This window comes from Stenotrophomonas sp. OVS01A (assembly GCF_019969775.1).
GTDB classification, from domain to species: Bacteria; Pseudomonadota; Gammaproteobacteria; order Xanthomonadales; family Xanthomonadaceae; genus Stenotrophomonas; species Stenotrophomonas indicatrix.
Genome location: NZ_JAHXYV010000005.1, coordinates 125,740 through 143,223 on the forward strand (window position 1 = coordinate 125,740; position 17,484 = coordinate 143,223).

Annotated in this window: 14 protein-coding genes; 9 read left to right on the forward strand and 5 right to left on the reverse strand. The window is 67.1% G+C overall.

Features of this window, described 5'->3' with window-relative positions:
- Positions 1–293: 293 nt before the first annotated feature.
- From LC407_RS16570 to LC407_RS16585, 4 genes are all read left to right on the forward strand, one after another.
- Complete coding sequence (locus LC407_RS16570) at positions 294–491, forward strand: zinc-finger domain-containing protein (protein WP_025874129.1); 198 nt, start codon at positions 294–296, stop codon at positions 489–491.
- 15 nt (positions 492–506) lie between these two features.
- The gene (locus tag LC407_RS16575; RefSeq protein WP_025874130.1) at positions 507–1,622 is read left to right on the forward strand and encodes a glycosyltransferase; all 1,116 of its coding nucleotides are present in this window, start codon (positions 507–509) and stop codon (positions 1,620–1,622) included.
- Positions 1,603–2,934 (forward strand): O-antigen ligase, encoded by a 1,332-nt coding sequence (locus tag LC407_RS16580; RefSeq protein ID WP_132824254.1) that lies wholly within the window; start codon positions 1,603–1,605, stop codon positions 2,932–2,934. Before LC407_RS16575 ends, LC407_RS16580 begins: the two co-directional genes overlap by 20 nt.
- 365 nt (positions 2,935–3,299) lie before the next feature.
- Complete coding sequence (locus LC407_RS16585; protein ID WP_223483227.1) at positions 3,300–3,749, forward strand: transposase; 450 nt, start codon at positions 3,300–3,302, stop codon at positions 3,747–3,749.
- 121 nt (positions 3,750–3,870) lie between these two features.
- On the opposite strand, the gene LC407_RS16590 is transcribed toward LC407_RS16585, so the two are convergent.
- On the reverse strand, positions 3,871–4,788 hold the full coding sequence (locus LC407_RS16590) for an LpxL/LpxP family Kdo(2)-lipid IV(A) lauroyl/palmitoleoyl acyltransferase (RefSeq protein ID WP_223483228.1): 918 nt from the start codon (positions 4,786–4,788) through the stop codon (positions 3,871–3,873).
- A gap of 60 nt (positions 4,789–4,848) precedes the next feature.
- Here LC407_RS16590 and waaA point away from each other — a divergent pair, with 60 nt between their 5' ends.
- Together waaA and LC407_RS16600 are read left to right on the forward strand one after the other, a co-directional pair.
- Positions 4,849–6,147 carry a lipid IV(A) 3-deoxy-D-manno-octulosonic acid transferase gene (gene waaA / locus LC407_RS16595; RefSeq protein WP_025874134.1) on the forward strand — a complete coding sequence of 433 codons (1,299 nt, stop codon included), beginning with the start codon at positions 4,849–4,851 and terminating at the stop codon, positions 6,145–6,147.
- Between the two features lie 235 nt (positions 6,148–6,382).
- A complete protein-coding gene (locus LC407_RS16600; protein ID WP_223483229.1) occupies positions 6,383–7,705 on the forward strand; it encodes an amino acid transporter in 1,323 nt (440 codons plus the stop codon).
- Between the two features lie 85 nt (positions 7,706–7,790).
- Here the strand turns inward: LC407_RS16600 and LC407_RS16605 are convergent, their stop codons facing one another.
- The 3 genes from LC407_RS16605 to LC407_RS16615 form a co-directional block, all read right to left on the reverse strand.
- Positions 7,791–9,149, reverse strand: coding sequence for a TolC family outer membrane protein (locus LC407_RS16605; protein ID WP_025874136.1), 1,359 nt, complete (start codon positions 9,147–9,149; stop codon positions 7,791–7,793).
- A 16-nt stretch (positions 9,150–9,165) separates the two neighbouring features.
- Positions 9,166–9,813, reverse strand: coding sequence for a protein-L-isoaspartate O-methyltransferase (locus tag LC407_RS16610; protein ID WP_032975442.1), 648 nt, complete (start codon positions 9,811–9,813; stop codon positions 9,166–9,168).
- A gap of 136 nt (positions 9,814–9,949) precedes the next feature.
- A complete protein-coding gene (locus tag LC407_RS16615; RefSeq protein ID WP_032975445.1) occupies positions 9,950–10,630 on the reverse strand; it encodes a TetR/AcrR family transcriptional regulator in 681 nt (226 codons plus the stop codon).
- A 123-nt stretch (positions 10,631–10,753) separates the two neighbouring features.
- Between LC407_RS16615 and LC407_RS16620 the strand changes: the two genes are divergently transcribed.
- Both LC407_RS16620 and LC407_RS16625 read left to right on the forward strand, forming a co-directional pair.
- The gene (locus LC407_RS16620) at positions 10,754–11,890 is read left to right on the forward strand and encodes an efflux RND transporter periplasmic adaptor subunit (RefSeq protein ID WP_033831969.1); all 1,137 of its coding nucleotides are present in this window, start codon (positions 10,754–10,756) and stop codon (positions 11,888–11,890) included.
- 3 nt (positions 11,891–11,893) lie between these two features.
- The gene (locus LC407_RS16625; protein ID WP_223483230.1) at positions 11,894–15,055 is read left to right on the forward strand and encodes an efflux RND transporter permease subunit; all 3,162 of its coding nucleotides are present in this window, start codon (positions 11,894–11,896) and stop codon (positions 15,053–15,055) included.
- Between the two features lie 631 nt (positions 15,056–15,686).
- Here the strand turns inward: LC407_RS16625 and LC407_RS16630 are convergent.
- Complete coding sequence (locus tag LC407_RS16630) at positions 15,687–16,595, reverse strand: LysR family transcriptional regulator (RefSeq protein ID WP_025874141.1); 909 nt, start codon at positions 16,593–16,595, stop codon at positions 15,687–15,689.
- 115 nt (positions 16,596–16,710) lie between these two features.
- Here LC407_RS16630 and LC407_RS16635 point away from each other — a divergent pair, with 115 nt between their 5' ends.
- Complete coding sequence (locus LC407_RS16635; protein WP_049465737.1) at positions 16,711–17,484, forward strand: SDR family oxidoreductase; 774 nt, start codon at positions 16,711–16,713, stop codon at positions 17,482–17,484.

A 17,484-nucleotide genomic window follows, 5' to 3' on the forward strand; every position in this document is an offset into this window, starting at 1 on the left:
TCGCTGCCGATGCTGCAACAGCCGGCAGCGCCCTGACAAGTGCCATTTAGTTCGATCCAAATGCGGGAAATTCGAACGACGACCGATTCCGCGCGGAACTGACTGGCCTGCCTGGGATTTCCCGCCGATGGGGGCGGGGCGACGGCGGCGCGGGAGGGCAGGGCGGTCGCACGTGGCTGCACCGGCGAAGGCTGCAAGCGGGCCGCCGCGCGCAGCGGCCACGCAGCGCACGGTGTTTACCGGGCCCAGATGCTAGAATCGCAGGCCTCGCAATCCGTTCATCGACATCCGCCATGAGCCATACCGCCACCGCGCCCGCCAACGCCGAAAAGCGCTACACCGTGCACCGCAGCGATCTGCCGCTGAGCTGCCCGACCCCGGAAATGGCGCTGTGGAACTCGCATCCGCGGGTGTACCTGCCGATCGAAGACGAACCCAACGGGCAAGCGCAGTGTGCTTACTGCGGCGCCGTGTTCGTGCTGGCCGACTAAACGGCTGCCCCCTCGATGCGCCGATTGACCGTGGTGCAGTTGCTGCCGGCGCTGCACTCCGGCGGTGTCGAGCGCTCGACCCTTGAAATCGCCGCGGCCCTGGTCGCTGCCGGCCATCGCGCGCTGGTGGTGTCCGCTGGTGGTCGCCTGGTGCAGCCGCTGCTCGACAGCGGTGCCGAGCACCTGACCCTGGATATCGGCCGCAAGTCGCTGCTGACGCTGCGCCATCTGCCTACCCTGCGTCGCCTGTTCACCGAAGTGGGCGCCGACATCGTCCACGCCCGTTCGCGCCTGCCGGCGTGGCTGGGGCTGTACGCGATCCGTGCGATGCAGCCGGCGCAACGCCCGCATTGGGTGACTACCGTGCATGGGTTGAATTCGCCCAGCCGCTACAGCGCGGTGATGACCAGCGGCGAACGCGTGATCTGTGTGTCCAACAGCGTGCGCGACTACGTACACACGCATTACCCGACGGTGCCGCACGACAGGCTGCAGGTTATCCCGCGCGGGGTGGATGTCAGCCAGTTCCCGCGCGTGGCACGCGCTGATCGGCGCCCCCGGCTGGCGCTGGCGGCCGACTACCCGTGGCTGGCCCAGGTCGACGGACCGTTGTTGCTGCTGCCCGGTCGCGGCACCCGCCTGAAAGGCCACGCCCACGCGTTGCAGCTGCTTGCCGATGTCCGTGCAGCAGGCGTGCCGGCACAGTTGTGGATGCTGGGCACCGACGAGCCTGGCCGGGAAGCCTATGTGGCAGAGCTGCGCAGGCAGGCGGCTGCACTGGGCGTGACCGGGGCGGTGCACATCAGCACGCCGACTGCGCGCATCGCCCAGGCGTACGCCGCCAGCGATCTGGTGCTGCAGCTGTCGGACAAACCGGAAGCCTTTGGTCGCACCGTGGTCGAAGCGTTGTCGGTCGGCCGCCCGGTGCTGGGTTGGAACCATGGTGGGGTCGGCGAACTGCTGCAGCAGCTGCAGCCCAGTGGCGCCGTGCCGCTGGGCAATGCGCAGCTGCTGGGTGAACGTGCGCTGGCCCTGCTGGCACAGCCGCCGTCGCTGCCGGGCCGTATCCCGTTTACCCTGCAGGCCATGCAGCGCGATACCCTCCGTCTTTATGCCGACCTCGCTGGCTGACGCCACGCCGCCCCTGCGCGATGAGCGCGCCGGCCGCTGGGCACCCTGGTGGGTGCTGGCCTACGTCGCGTTGTGGCCGCTGCCGGGTATCGCCGAAACAGTGCTGGGCCTGGGGGCGTTGTACGCCGCCGCACGCATGGTCATCCGCCGGGTGCAGCATCGCCCCCATCTGCTGAGCCCGGCAGCGTGGGCGCTGACATCGATTCTTTTCCTTGGCTACTGGTTGCCGCAGGCGTTCTCGGCCTTCGATGCCGTGGACCCGTCGGCGTCGTGGACCAAGGCTGCGGCCGGGCTGCGTTATCTGCCTTTCATGTGGCTGGTGGCGATCGCCGTGGCCACCCCGCAGCGGCGGCGCCTGACCCTGGGTGGGTTGGCGGTGATCACCGGCCTGTGGACGCTCGATGCGCTGGTGCAGGCACTGGCAGGCACCAGCCCCTGGTTCTGGTCGCTGCAGCAGATCAAGCTGGCCATCAGCGGCCACGCATTGTGCCCGGCTGAAGAAGCCGCGCTGGCCGACCGTCTCAGCGGCGCGCTTGGGCCGTGCAACCTGAAATTCGGCCAGGTGCTGGCCAGTCTTTCGCCGTTCCTGTTGTTGCCGGCGGCGCGCCGTTTCGGCAATGCGGGCTGGCTGCTGGCCGCTGCTGCAGTGGGCGTGGTGCTGCTGCTGGCCGGCTCGCGTGCCTCATGGATCACCTTCGGCCTGGTGGTCGCCTACAGCGGCGTGCGCCAACTGGGGTGGAAGCGGTTGGGCCTGCTGGCACTGGCCGCTGTGCTCACGGCGGGCGTGTTGACGGCCAGCGTGCCGCAGCTGCGTGAGCGTGTGGCGCGCACGGCAATGGCCTGGGACGGTGGCGAGGACGGGGTCGAGCAGGCCCTGTCCGGCCGTACCCGCATCTGGAGCGCGGCGGCCTGCATGATCGAAGCACACCCGATCAATGGTGTCGGTGCACGCGGCTTCCGAGATGCCTATCCCCACTGCGTTGCGGATGAAGGACCGGCGGTGTGGGGCACCATGCCCGCGCTGCACGCCCATCAGATCGTGCTGGAGATCCTGGCCGAGACAGGTGTGCTGGGGCTGCTGCTGTGGCTGGCGGCGGTGGCACAGGCATGGCGGGCATGGCGTTTCGCCCCGGCCCCGGCGCGCGAACGTGCACGCCCGGCAATGCTGGCACTGGCGGTCACCGTGTTCCCGCTCAATACGCACCTGGCGTTCTATTCCGCGTTCTGGGGCGGCTTGACCGTCCTGCTCGCCGCGCTGTTCGTCGGCACGTTGCTGGCGCGCGAACCGGACGATCAGCCGGGCGCCGGGTAATCTCCGCATCCACGCATGGCGTGGATCTACTGGATTGTGCGGGGTTGGGGAACGTCCCATCCACGCATGGCGTGGATCTGCTGGCGTGTGCGGGGCGCGGCCCTATCCACGCATGGCGTGGATCTACTGGATTGTGCGGGGGGGCTGGTCGTATCCACGCATGGCGTGGATCTACTTGCGTGTGCGGGTGGGGGCCTATCCATGCATGGCGTGGATCTACTGGATTGTGCGGGGTGGCTGGTCGTATCCACGCCATGCGTGGATGGGCTTTCCCATGAACATTGGCCGGTGTCGCGGCTTTTCCCGACTGGCCGCAGGGTGGTCCGCCAATGCAAGGATGACCGGGCAAACCGCAGTCTGTCCCCATGGCAAGCCCCAGACTCCGCTACGGTCGCTACTCCCGCACGGGAAATGTCTATTCCCTGACCACGACAACACACGGCCGGGAGCCATTCTTCTCCGACGCAGGCAATGTCGCTGTGCTGGTGGACGCGCTGCGCTTCGTCGAACGCAGCGGCATCAGCCACAGCCTCGCCTGGGTGGTGATGCCCGACCACCTGCACTGGTTGATGGAACTGCAGAAGGGAACGCTGGCCCAGTGCATGGCGTTGCTGAAATCACGCAGCAGCCGGCAGCTGAACCGGATATCGGGACGAAAAGGGCCGCTCTGGCAGCACGGCTATCACGACCATGCGGTGCGTACCGATGAATCCCTTCATGACAAGGCGATGTACATCCTGGGCAATCCGGTGCGGGCCGGATTGGCTGGTGGGGTGGGGGACTACCCTCACGCCTGGTGTCGTTGGCCGTTGTAGATTCCGGCATCGGAAGAGAGAACATCCACGCATGGCGTGGATCTACTGATCGGCGGCTGGCTGCTGATCGGCATTCCCGGTAGATCCACGCCATGCGTGGATGAGCCATCCAAATCTCACGTCACTTGTAGAAATCGCTGCGCCCGCCTGGCTGGCGCTTGAAGCGGCGATGGATCCACAGGTACTGGTCCGGTGCCTCGCGCACCATCTGTTCGATGGCCTGGTTGACCCGCGCGGTATCGGCTTCGACGTCCTCGCTGGGGAAATTCTCCAGCGGCGCGCCGATCTTCAGGAAGTACTTCCCGCCTTCGCGGCGATGGAAGTAGGGGATGACCGCACAACCGGTCATCCGCGCCAGCTGGTGGGTGGCGGTGATGGTGGAGGCGGTGTGGCCGAAGAACGGCACGAATACGGTGTCCTTGCCGCGCATGTCCTGGTCGGGCGCATACCAGAGGAAGCCGCCCTTTTTCAGGTGGCGCACCGTCGCGCGGATGTCCTCGTTGGCGTACATCGCCTTGGCATAGCGCAGGCGGCCGAACTTCACCGCCCACTCGTACACCGGGTTCTTGTGCTTGCGGTACATGCCGGACAGGTCGACGTGGTCGCACAGCAGGCGGCCGCACATTTCCAGAGTCATGAAGTGGCCCGAGACCAGCAGCACGCCGCGGCCTTCGGCCTGCATCTGCTTGAGGTGTTCCAGCCCTTCGATGTGCACCTGCGGGCGGATGCTGTCGATGCTGCCCCACCAGGAACGCGCGCATTCAAAAATGCCCACACCCAAGGCGTCGAAGCTGTCGCGCACCAGACACTTGCGCCAGGCCTCGTCCTTTTCTGGGAAGCACAGCTTGAGGTTGACCTCGGCGGCATGGCGGCGGCTGCCGGCCAGGCGCCAGGCGATCGAGCCGACCCCGCGGCCCAGCACGCGCTGCAGCGTCCACGGCAGCCGGGCGATCCCGAAGGCAGTGAACATGACGGCAAACATCGGCCAGTTGCGTGGATCACGCAGCGACGGACGGACGGCGGTGGTGGCATCGGACATGCCGCCATTCTACCAACCCGGCCGCGTGTCTTTCCCGGGGGGCTCCCGTATCCTTGCCGCATGCGTAAAGACCCTGTCGAATGGATCCTGCGTGGCCTGTACTCGGCCGTGCTGTACCTCCTGCTGCCGATCACCGTGTACCACCTGGTCTGGCGCGGCTTCCGGGTCCGTGAATACTTCCGGCGCTGGGATGAACGCTATGCGTCCTATCCGCAGCCCAGCGGCCAGCCCCGGGTCTGGCTGCATGCGGTCTCGGTGGGCGAGGTCAACGCCGCTGCGCCGCTGGTCAATGCGCTGCGCGCGCAGCGGCCGGACATCCGCTGGGTCATCACCACCATCACCCCGACCGGCTCGGAACGGGTGCGCGCGCTGTGGGGCGATGCGCTGGACCATGTGTACCTGCCGTACGACGTGCCGGGCAGCGTCAACCGCTTCCTGGGGCACTTCCAGCCCAGCCTGGCGCTGATCCTCGAAACCGAGCTGTGGCCGAACATGCTGTTCGGCTGCCGCGACCGTCGCATTCCGGTGTACATCCTCAATGCGCGCCTGTCGGCCCGATCGCTGCGCGGCTACCGCGTGCTGGCGGCGTTGATCCGGCGTGCGCTGCGCACGGTCACCTGCGTGGCCGCACAGTCGCAGGATGACGCTGCGCGGTTCGTGCAGCTGGGCGCGGCGCCGGAACAGGTGCAGGCACTGGGCAACCTGAAGTTCGACATCGCCACGCCGGACGTGCAGCCCTTCATTGAACAGTTCCATGCCCATGTGCCGGCCACGCGCCCGGTGTGGATCGCGGCCAGCACGCATGATGGTGAAGAGCAGGCAGTGATCGACCTGCACCGCCGCCTGCGCCAGCAGCATCCGGACCTGCTGCTGCTGTGGGCGCCGCGGCATCCGGAGCGCTTCCCCAAGGTGGAGGCGCTGGCCCGCGAGCAGGGCTGGAACGTGTCGACACGGCGCGCACAGCAGTGGCCGGACGCGCGTAGCGATGTCTTCGTCATCGACACGCTGGGCGAACTGATGCCGTTCTACGGCTGTGCCCAGGTCGCCTTCGTCGGTGGCAGCCTGCAGGCCATCGGCGGCCACAACCTGCTGGAACCGGCAGCGATGGGCACCGCAGCGGTGACCGGCCCGCATCTGCACAACTTCGCCGAGATCTCGCGGCGCATGCGCGAGGCCGGTGCACTGCTGATCGGCGAAGACGTGCAGGCGGTGGGTGATCTGCTGCTGCACCTGCTCGACGACGTGCAGGCGCGCGAAGACATGGCCCGCGCCGGTTGCACGCTGGTCAGCAATGGCCGCGGCGCGCTGCAGCGGACCCTGCAGCTGGTGGCTCCACACCTGCCGCCGCCGCTGGCCTGAGACCCCGCCTGTCGCCCTCAGGTGTTTCAAGGGCGCCCTGCCTTTGCGCTGTCGTGAACGCCTGCATCAAGCCCGCTTGATGGTGGTGAATCTGTCGTAGCTGGACCGCTCGCGCCGACCACGGCGTGCAAGCTGTCACATCATCGTTCGTATGGCGCAGATTCCGATTCCGCTTACCGCGTCAGGCTGCCAGCTTGTTGTCGACCACGCTTGGGCGACATCAAGGGAGCTTTGAATGATCGGCGACAACGGAGGCGCGCTGCACGCCAGCGCGAAGCCCGGGAGGCTGGGCACCGACCATCTGCTGGTGGTGGCGCTGACCCTGCTGTTGGGCGGCAGCGTTGTCGCCCTGGTCGGGCAGCACACGGCGGCACAGGCGGGGCCCGCCATTGTCCTCAGCCTGTTGCTGGCGGCGTTGGGCGCAGTGCCGATGCTGTATTGCCTGCGCATGGCGATGCGGCGCCTGCCGGATGCTTCGGGTCTGCATGGTCTGCTGCGTGCCGCCTGGGGCAGGCTGCCTGCCGACGTACTGGTGATTGCCCTGCTGCTGGAACTGACGGCGACCATCGCAGGGCTGGCGCAATCGATGGCGCGTCATCTGTACGCAGCCGCCGAGGTCATCGACGCTGCACCCGGGCAGTGGCTGCCCTTGCCGCTGGCGGCGGCGATCCTGGTGCTGCTGCTGGGGGCCGCCGCTGCAGTGCTGCGGACGCCGCGCGCGCTGTTGTTGGCCAGTGCACTGTTGACGGTGAAGCTGGGCGTGGGCCTGCTGCTGTTGTTGCTGGCAGCACGCCATGTGCACTACGCGCATTGGATTCCGTGGCTGCCATCGGCTACCGCGCCCTATCGCTTCGGGGTGGGTGGCGTGCTGGCAGCGGGCGTGGCATTGCTAGGCGTCCTGCTGGGTGCAGGTCTGCTGGCAGGGTTTTCCGGGCGGGTGCCGCGCCCTCGTTCGCAGGTTTCCAGAGCCGCTGGCGCAGCGGTGCTGATGGCGATGTTGTGGCTGATGGTATTGGCTGCGCTGCAGTCGGGCCTCGTCGAGTTTGCCGCGTTGGCCAGCACGCGGCCGCTGTCGGTGGCGTTGCAGGGGATCCCGCAGCTGCAGTGGTTGCTGCCACTGTTGCCGTTGGCGGGCGGCGCGGGGCTGGCGGCCCTGCAGTTGGTGCTGCTGCTGTTGGCCGCGCGGCTGGGGGTGGAAGTCTGGCCGCCGAAGTCCGGCGAAGTGGGTACCGGTGCGCGCTTGCTGCTGACGCTGGCGCTGACCGTGCTGTCGGCGGCGTTGGCGCTGTCGCTGCCGGAGGGGTGGCTTCCACAGCTGCCGGGGCCTGCAGGCCTGCTGGTCCTGGCCGCCGTGTGCCTCGGCGTTGCCCGCAGCCAGTGGCAGGTGCGGGCCGCGGCCGGCGAACGGCGGCTGATCCCGATGGTGCTCTCCCCAGTGGCAACCGCACTGTGCCTGTTGCCGGCAGTCACGTCGCGGCTGTTTCTACCGGTGCTGGTGGTGCTGGCGGTCGTGTTGGCAGGCGTCCTGTTGCGTCGGCGCGCCGGGCGTTCGCGCTAGCGCCCCCCACACACCGCAGGCCATCTGCAATCAATAAAAAAGCCACCCTCGCGGGTGGCTTTGTGACCAGGCCGGTCGCGCCGACTCAGTTCGTGGTCGTCGACGGGTTGCCCGCGTCTTGGGTCAGCAGGCGGTTGATGTCCTGCAGTTCGGCGACATCCAGGCCACCCACGGCCTGGCTCAGCAGCAGGCGGTTCTGCAGGAAGTTGTAGCGGGCCTGCGCGTAATCCAGCTGTGCGGAGAACAGGATGCGCTGGTTCTGGATCACGTCCAGCACGGTGCGGGTACCCACTTCCAGGCCAACCTGCGAGGCATCGTAGGCGCTCTGCGCGGAAACCACGGCCAAACGGCGCGCTTCCACTTCGCTGATGCCCTGCACCAGGGTCTGGTAGGCATTGCGGGTGTTGCGGTCCAGCGCGCGCTTCTGCTGCTCGAAACCATCCTGGGCGATGTCACGCTGGGCCAGCGCCTGGCGCACGCCGGACTGGGTGGCGCCGCCGGAGAAGATCGGCACGCTCAGGGTCAGGCCGATGCTGTTGGTGCGTGCATCGGGGGAGAGCGAACCGGCACCGACGCTGTCGCCCCAGGTTGCGCTCTTGCCCCAGCTGCCGCCCAGCGACAGGGTCGGGTAGTGACCGCCACGGGCGGCCTGCACGCCGGCTTCGGCGGCACCGACCTTCAGCTCCTGCGCCTTCAGCGCCGGATTCTGCGTGGTCGCCTGCTGCACCAGCTGGTCCAGGTTGCCGCGGTTGGCCGGCACTTCCGGACGGAAATCGGCCGGCAGGCCCTTCAGGTTGACCACCGGCTGGCCGGTCAGTTCGGTCAGGGCCTGGTAGTTATCGGCCAGGGTGTTCTGCGCAACGATGGTGTTGGCGCGCGCCTGGTCGTACTGGGCGCGGGCTTCATGCACGTCGGTGATCGGCGCCAGGCCCACTTCCAGGCGCTTGTCGGCGAAGTCGAACTGCTTCTTCGCGGCCGCTTCATTGGTCTGTGCGGCGTTCAGCGATTCGATCGCCACCAGCACGTTGAAGTAGGCCGCCGAGGTGCGCACGATCAGGTTGTCGTTGGCCGAGTCGAGGGTGAAATCAGCCGCCTTGCTCAGCTCGCGCTGCGAGCGCAGGTTGTTGATCTGCGTCCAGTTGAACAGCGTCTGCGAACCGTCGATCGTGTAGTTGCGGCGCTTGCTGGTGACCGTGCCGGAGTTGGCATCATGGTCGGCTTCGGTGCGGGTGCGGCTCAACTGGGCCTGGCCATTGATCTGCGGCAGCAGGGCAGCACGCGCCTGCACGGCGCCTTCCTTGTCGTACAGCCGGGTAGATTCGGCGGCGGACAGCTGCGGGTCACCATTGCGCGCCATTTCATAGACCTGCAGCAGGTCGGCGGCATGGGCGGACAACGGCAGCAGGGCAGTGGCCAGCGCAACAGCGAGGGATCGGCGGATCATTGCGGCTTCCTTGGACTCAGAGGTGGAACTGGGGGGCCGGGGCGGCACCACGCAGGTAATCGATATCGGTCTCGAACAGCGACTCGGTGCTGCCATCGGCCTTCACCAGCAGTGCTTCCATCGCCGGCGAACGGCCCTGGATGACATACAGGCGACCACCCGGACGCAACCACGAAGCAAACTGTGACGGCACCACGTCAACGGCGCCAGTGACACAGATCACGTCGAAGCGGCGTTCGGTCTGCCAGGCCAGGCCATCGGCCACTTCCACGCGCACGTTGGTGCCGAGGCCGGTGGCATCCAGGCGGGCGCGCGCAGCGGCGGCCAGTTCCGGGTCGATTTCCAGGCTCAGCACGTCGCGCGCCAGCGCGCCGATGCAGGCCGACAGGAAGCCGCTGCCGGTGCCGATTTCCAGCACTTCGTCACCCGGCTGCAGATCCAGTGCCTGCAGGGTACGGCCCTCGATGACCGGCTTCATCATCTTCTGGCCGTTGCCGATCGGCAGTTCGACATCGGCATAGGCCAGCGCCCGGTGCGCGTCGGCGACGAAGGCCTCGCGCGGCAGGCGGGCCAGGACGTCGAGCACCTTGATGTCCAGCACGTCCCAGGGACGGATCTGCTGTTCCACCATCAGTTCGCGGGCGTGGGCGTAATCAATCGTCATGAGGTTCAAATCCAGCGCAGTGGGCCGGCCATTTTACCGGTGCCGGAGGCCGGCGGCGCGCCCAGAGCATCAGCTGCGGGGTGGCCGGGGTCGCAGTGCCGGAAGTCATCGCGACCTCCGGTTCGTTCAGTTTTGGTTATCCAGCATTCCCAGCCCCCCGCGGCGCGTAGGCGCGCAGGAAGAAATCCACACTGGCGGCCACATGGATCGCAGCATCGGTCTCGACGGGGGACAGTGGCATGCCGCACATCATATGCATGTGCACTTCGCCCTTCACCAGGGTCAGGAACTGCTGGCCGGCGATGTAGCAGTCGGGGATATCCAGTTCGCCGCGCTCGGCACGCGAACGCATGAAGTCGGCCAGTGCCTCGCAGGTGCGTTGCGGGCCCGCCTGCCAGAACAGTTCACGCAGGCGCTCGTCGGTCTCCGGCGCCATCATCATCCGCTGGATCGACAGGGCCGCGTCGGAGGTGATCATCTCGAAGAACGCCATGCCGATGCCCAGCAACTGGTCACGCAGGGGGCCTTCGACGTCGGCCACGAACAGCGCGTCGGGCAGCATCTCGATGCACTTGGACTGCACAGCTTCGGAGAACAGGGTCTCTTTGTCGCCGAAATGGCTGTAAACGGTCAGCTTCGAGACGCCGGCCTGGGCAGCAATGCTGTCCATGCTCACGCCGCTGTAGCCCTGTTCAATGAACAGTGTCTTGGCTGCCTCGAGTATTGCCGCGCGCTTGCCCAGATCCTTGGGGCGCCCGGGACCGGCAGCCTTGGCAGCGGGCTTGGCCGTCGGCTTTCGGGAAGTGGGAGAACTCATTCCGCTAATACTAGACCAAGCGGTTCGATATTTATACTATACCGGCTGGTTCACTAATGTCCGCGTTGCAACAGTATGTTGCCGGCGCGTTCCCCCCGGATTTCTTTTCAGGTCCTGTACCTCATGAAAAACATGCGTTGGTTGGGCGTAGGCGTACTGGTCGTGGTGTTGGCAGCGTGCGGCAAGCAGGCCGCCGAGCCGGCGGCGGCCATCCCGGTGCTGGTGGTGCATCCCACCACGCAGGATGGACAGGCCGCGGCCGCCTACCCCGGCGAGGTGCGTGCCCGCCAGGAAAGCCCACTGTCGTTCCGGGTTGGCGGCAACTTGGTCAGGCGCCTCGTCGACGCAGGCGAGCGGGTGAAGAAGGGCCAGCTGCTGGCCGAGCTGGATGCGGCCGACTACGCCTCGCAGGCGGCGGCGTCGCAGGCGCAGCTGGCGGCGGCGGAAGCAGACCTGGTGCGCGCGCGCGATGACCAGAAGCGCTATGCCAAGCTGGCGGAAGACCAGCTGGTGAGCCGCTCGGCACTGGACCAGCAGACGGCGGCATTCAAGGCTGCACAGGGCCAGGCCAACGCCGCCCGGGCCAACCTCGCGGTGGCCCGCAACCAGGCCGAGTACGCGCAGCTGCGCGCACCCGCCGATGGCGTGATCGCCAGCCGCCAGGCCGAAGCCGGCCAGGTCGTGAGCGCGGGGCAGACGGTGTTCACCCTGGCCGCCGATGGTGGCCGTGAGGTGCTGATCGCGCTGCCGGAAAGCAGCATCCGCGACTACAAGGTCGGCCAGTCGGTGCAGGTGGAACTGTGGAACCGTCCGGGCCAGCTGCTGCCGGGCACCCTGCGCGAGATCGCCCCGGCCGCCGATGCACAGGCGCGCACCTATGCCACGCGCGTGAGCCTGGCGCCGGAAGCACTGAGCGAAGTGGAACTGGGCCAGAGTGCGCGGGTGTTTGCCACCGCCGGGCGCAGTGGTGCGTTGCAGCTGCCGCTGGCGGCTGTGCTGCGCGGCAGTGATGGCAAGGCCAGCGTGTGGGTGGTCAATCCGTCCAACGGTGCATTGAAGGCAACGCCGGTGCAGGTGGGTGCCTACGGCGCGCAGGCCGTGCCGGTCGTGTCCGGCGTGGGCGCGACGGACTGGGTGGTCGCTGCCGGCGGCCATCTGCTGCGCGAAGGCCAGGTGGTGACGCCGGTCGACCGCCAGAACCGCCCGGTGCTGGCACCGTCGGCCGCCAAGCCGGCGCCGGCCGCAGGCAAGGGGCACTGACCCGTGCGCCGCTTCAATCTCTCCGAATGGGCGCTGGGCAACCGTGCGCTGGTGTTGTTCGCGATGCTGGCGTTCGCCGTCATCGGTGCCTGGTCCTACAAGCACCTGGGCCAGTCTGAAGATCCGCCCTTTACCTTCAAGGCGATGGTGGTACGCACGATGTGGCCGGGCGCCACCGCCGAGCAGGTCTCGCGGCAGGTGACCGAGCCGATCGAAAAAGCGCTGATGAACACCGGCGAGTACGAATTCATCCGTTCGTACTCGCGGCCGGGCGAATCGCAGGTGATCTTCATGGCGCGCGACAGCCTGCGCTCCAAGCAGATCCCGGACCTGTGGTACCAGGTGCGCAAGCGCGTGGGCGATATCCGCGCGACGCTGCCGAGGGAGATCGTCGGGCCCTTCTACAACGATGAGTTCGGCGACACCTTCGGCAACATCTACGCGTTGACCGGCGAAGGCTTCGACTACGCGGTGATGCGCGACTATGCCGACCGCATCCAGCTGGAGCTGCAGCGCGTGCCCGACGTCGGCAAGATCGACCTGGTCGGCCTGCAGGACGAGAAGGTGTGGATCGAGCTGTCCAACACCAAGCTGGCCACGCTGGGCGTATCGCTGCAGCAGGTGCAGCAGGCGCTGGCCGACCAGAACGCGGTCAGCGCCACCAGCTTCTTCGAAACCCCGACCGACCGCGTGCAGCTGCGCGTGACCGGTCAGTTCGATTCGATCGAGGACATCCGCAAATTCCCGATCCAGGCCGGCGAACGCACGTTGCATCTGGGCGACATCGCCGAGGTCAAGCGTGGCTTTGCCGATCCGGCCTCGCCGAAGATGCGCTTCATGGGCCAGGATGCGATCGGCCTGGCGGTGGCGATGAAGGACGGCGGAGACATCCTCAAGCTCGGTGCCACCCTGGATGCCGAGTTCGAACGCCTGCAGAAGACCCTGCCGGCCGGCATGCAGCTGCGCAAGGTGTCCGACCAGCCGCATGCGGTGGAAGAGTCGGTGGGCGAGTTCGTGCAGGTGCTCACCGAAGCGGTGGTGATCGTGCTGCTGGTCAGCTTCTTCTCGCTGGGCCTGCGTACCGGCCTGGTGGTGGGCGTGACCATCCCGCTGGTGCTGGCGATGACCTTCTTCGTCATGCACTACTTCGATATCGGCCTGCACAAGATTTCGCTGGGTGCACTGGTGCTGGCACTGGGCCTGCTGGTGGACGATGCGATCATCGCGGTGGAGATGATGGCCACCAAGATGGAGCAGGGCTACGACCGCCTGCGCGCGGCCAGTTTCGCCTGGGAATCCACCGCCTTCCCGATGTTGACCGGTACCCTGATCACTGCCGCTGGCTTCCTGCCCATCGCCACGGCGGCATCCAGCACGGGTGAGTACACCCGTTCGCTGTTCCAAGTGGTGACCATCGCGCTGGTGGTGTCGTGGATCGCGGCAGTGCTGTTCATCCCGTACCTGGGTGACAAGATGCTGCCGGACCTGTTCAACCCGCAGCTGCCGAAGCCGGACAGCCTGGCCGGCCGCTGGCGCGCCAAGCGCCTGCAGTGGGCCGACCGGCATCCTTCACTCGCGCGCTGGATCGCACCGAAGGAGCATGCGCACGATCATGATCCGTACCAGCGGCCGTTCTACACCCGCTTCCGGGCGTTCCTGGATACCTGCCTGCGCCATCGCTGGTGGGTGATCGCTGCGACCATTGCACTGTTCATCGGTTCGTTGATGCTGTTCCGCTTCGTGCCACAGCAGTTCTTCCCCGACTCGACCCGCCCGGAACTTATGGTGGACATCGAGCTGGCCGAAGGTGCGTCGCTGGCCGCGACCCAGGCACAGGCCGACAAGCTGGAGAAGCTGCTGAAGGGGCGCGAAGGCATCAGCAACTACGTGGCCTACGTCGGCACCGGTTCGCCGCGCTTCTACCTGCCGCTGGACCAGCAGCTGCCGGCCACCAACTTCGCCCAGTTCGTGGTGCTCACCGAAGACGCCAAGGCCCGCGAATCGACCCGCGACTGGATGCTGAAGGAAGTGATAAAGCAGTTCCCCGATGTGCAGATGCGCGTGACGCGCCTGGAGAATGGGCCGCCGGTCGGTTATCCGGTGCAGATGCGCGTGTCCGGCGAGCACATCGCGCAGGTGCAGGCGATCGCGCGCCAGGTCGAGGCCAAGGTGCGCGAGAACCCGCACGTGATGAACGTGAACCTGGACTGGAGCGAGCCGAGCAAGGTGGTACGGCTGGTGATCGACCAGGACCGCGCCCGCGCGCTGGGCGTCAGCAGTGCGCAGGTCAGCCAGTTCCTCAGCAGCTCGTTGTCGGGCATGAGCGTGAGCACCTATCGCGAAGGCAACCGCCAGATCGAGATGCTGCTGCGTGGCCCGGACAACGAGCGAGCGCAGCTGGACCTGCTCGGCAGCCTGGCGATTCCGACCAGCAGTGGTACCGCGGTGACGCTGTCGCAGGTCGCGCGGCTGGAATACGCCTTCGAGGACGGCATCATCTGGCACCGCAATCGCCTGCCGACGGTGACCGTGCGTGCCGACATCAGTGATGGCATGCAGCCGCTGGACGTGGTGCAGCAGATCGTGCCGACCCTGGATGGCATCCGTGCCGACCTGCCCAGCGGCTACCTGCTGGAGACCGGCGGCTCGGTTGAGGATTCGGCTCGCGGGCAGAACTCGATCAAGGCCGGCATGCCGCTGTTCCTGATCGTGGTGGCCACGTTGCTGATGCTGCAGCTGCGCAGCTTCTCGCGTGCGGCGATGGTGCTGGTGACCGCTCCGCTGGGCATCATCGGTGCGACGCTGTTCCTGTTGCTGTTCCGCGCGCCGTTCGGCTTCGTGGCGCTGCTGGGCACCATCGCGCTGGCGGGCATGATCATGCGCAACTCGGTGATCCTGATCGACCAGATCCAGCAGGACATCGATGCCGGGCATGACCGCTGGCATTCGATCATCGATGCGACGGTGCGGCGTTTCCGCCCGATCGTGCTGACTGCGCTGGCGGCGGTGCTGGCGATGATCCCGCTGTCGCGCAGCGCTTTCTATGGCTCGATGGCGATTTCGATCATGGGTGGATTGATTGTCGGCACGGTGCTGACGCTGGTGTTCCTGCCGGCGTTGTATGCGGCGTGGTTCCGGGTCAAGCCGGACGAATCCGGGGCGTGATGCCCCGGGTTTCCCGGCCACCGGGCTGAGCCCCCTCTGCGGTGGGTTCAGAAGCGGGATCGCTGGTCTGGGCTGGGTGGGTGGGCTGTTCGGGGGACGCCGCAAGTACGTCCTTGTAGGCTTGGCAGCCGCTTGCTCGTGTGCGCTGTCCTGCGCACACGGCAAGACCGGGGTTGGGCGTCCTGCCCAGCCCGCCCGAGGCATGCCTCGGGCCCATGCGGCTGACACCCCCGCCCAGCCCACCCACCCGGCCCCTGACAGTTTCCTGTGGCCTGCACCGCAGGAAGAGAAAGAAGAAGAGCGAAAAGCAACAGCAACAGCCGCGTGCTGATGGTTGGGGTCGGATCCGTTTTCCATTGGAAAACGGATCCGACCCCTTTGTGTTTTCCGATACACCTCATCCACGCATGGCGTGGATCCACCAACCGTCATCGGGAAATTGTCGGAGGCGGGGAGGGGGCAGCTGGCGGGACCGTCCACGGCATGGATGCCGTGGCCGAGCCTACAGGGACGTACTTGCGGCGTGTCCCGCCAGCTGCCCCCCTCCCCGCCAACCAAGCAACAACCCAGAGCCGCTCTGGCTTTTGCAGTTGCAGTTGCATCTGCGGGCGCCGGGCAGCCGCCCGGCCGATCACCCCTGCAACTGCAGCCGCTCACGCAGCAGCGGCACCAGCCAATCCAGGAACACCTGCACACGTTGCGCGCGATGCTGCCGGTGCGGCAGCAACAGGGTCACCGGCAGCGGCTGCGCCGCGTACTGGGGCATCACTTCCACCAGCGCACCGGTTTGCAGTTCGGCCTGCACGTCGTAGCGTGGAATCTGCAGCAGTCCCAGCCCTGCTACGCAGCAGGCAATCGACGCCTCGGCGCTGTTCACCCGCACCCAGCCGGGCATCGGCAGCGTGCGCAGCTGCGCGCCGTCCTGCCATTCCCACGGCTCCACCCGCGCCGTGGTAGGCGACGCATAGTTCACCGCGCGGTGCTGCTGCAGGTCGGTGGGGTGTTGCGGTACGCCGTGCGCGTGCAGGTACGCCGGCGCGGCAACGTTGACGAAGTCCAGCTGGCCCAGCGTGCGGGCCACCAGGCTGGAGTCACCCAGCTGGCCCACCCTCAGCACCGCATCGCAGCCGTCCTCGATCAGATTCACCGCGCGATCGGTCATGCCCAGGTCCAGCTCGACCTGGGGGTGCCGTGCGAAGAAGTCCGGCAGCGCCGGGGCGATGATGCGGCGGCCGATCCGGCTGGGTACATCGATCTTCAACAGGCCACTCGGCTGTGCGTCGTCCTGGCGGAACAGCGACTCGGCGTCTTCCACCTCGGCGATCAGGCGCAGGCAGCGCACGTAGAAGGTGTCGCCGTCGTGGGTGGTGGAGACCCTGCGGGTGGACCGCTGCAGCAGGCGCGTGCCCAGGCGCTGCTCGAGTTCCGCCACGGCCGCCGAGACGGTGGAGCGGGGTAGGCCGAGCTGGTCGGCGGCGCGGGTGAAGCTGGTGCACTCCACCACCCGGGCAAAGATGCGGAAACGCTCGATCCGGTCCATTGTTCGCCCGCTTTGGAAAGTAAGTCAATGTTGCGGTCTTTATCCGCAATTTCTGCACGATATCGTCGTCGGCACAGGGTTGCCAGCCCGGCAGCCTCTTCCCGAGACCGATGCCATGACCGACCACCGTATCCAGGGCAAGACCGTGCTGATCGCCGGCGGTGCCAAGAATCTCGGCGGGCTGATCGCCCGCGACTTCGCCGAACAGGGCGCCAAGGCCATCGTCATCCACTACAACAGCGCCGCCACCCAGGCCGACGCCGAGGCGACCGTTGCGGCGGTGCAGGCCGCAGGTGCCAAGGCCGTGGCGTTGCAGGCCGATCTGACCTCGGCCGCTGCGATGGAGCGCCTGTTCGCCGACGCGGTCGCCGCCGTCGGTCGCCCCGACATCGCCATCAACACCGTCGGCAAAGTGCTGAAGAAGCCGATGCTGGACATCAGCGAAGCGGAGTACGACCAGATGAGCGCGGTCAATGCGAAGACGGCCTTCTTTTTCCTCAAGGAGGCAGGGCGCCATGTCAACGACGGCGGCCGCATCTGCACGCTGGTCACGTCCCTGCTGGGCGCGTTCACGCCGTTCTATTCCAGCTACGCGGGCACCAAGGCGCCGGTGGAACACTTCACCCGCGCGGCATCGAAGGAGTTTGGCGAGCGAGGGATCTCGGTGACCGCGATCGGCCCCGGGCCGATGGATACGCCGTTCTTCTATCCGGCCGAGAGTGCCGATGCGCAGGCGTATCACAAGACCGCCGCGGCGCTGTCGGCGTTCACCCGTACCGGCCTGACCGACATCGCCGACATCGTGCCGTGGATCCGCTTCCTGGTGACCGACGGTTGGTGGATGACCGGGCAGACCATCCTGGTCAACGGCGGCTACACCACCAAGTAG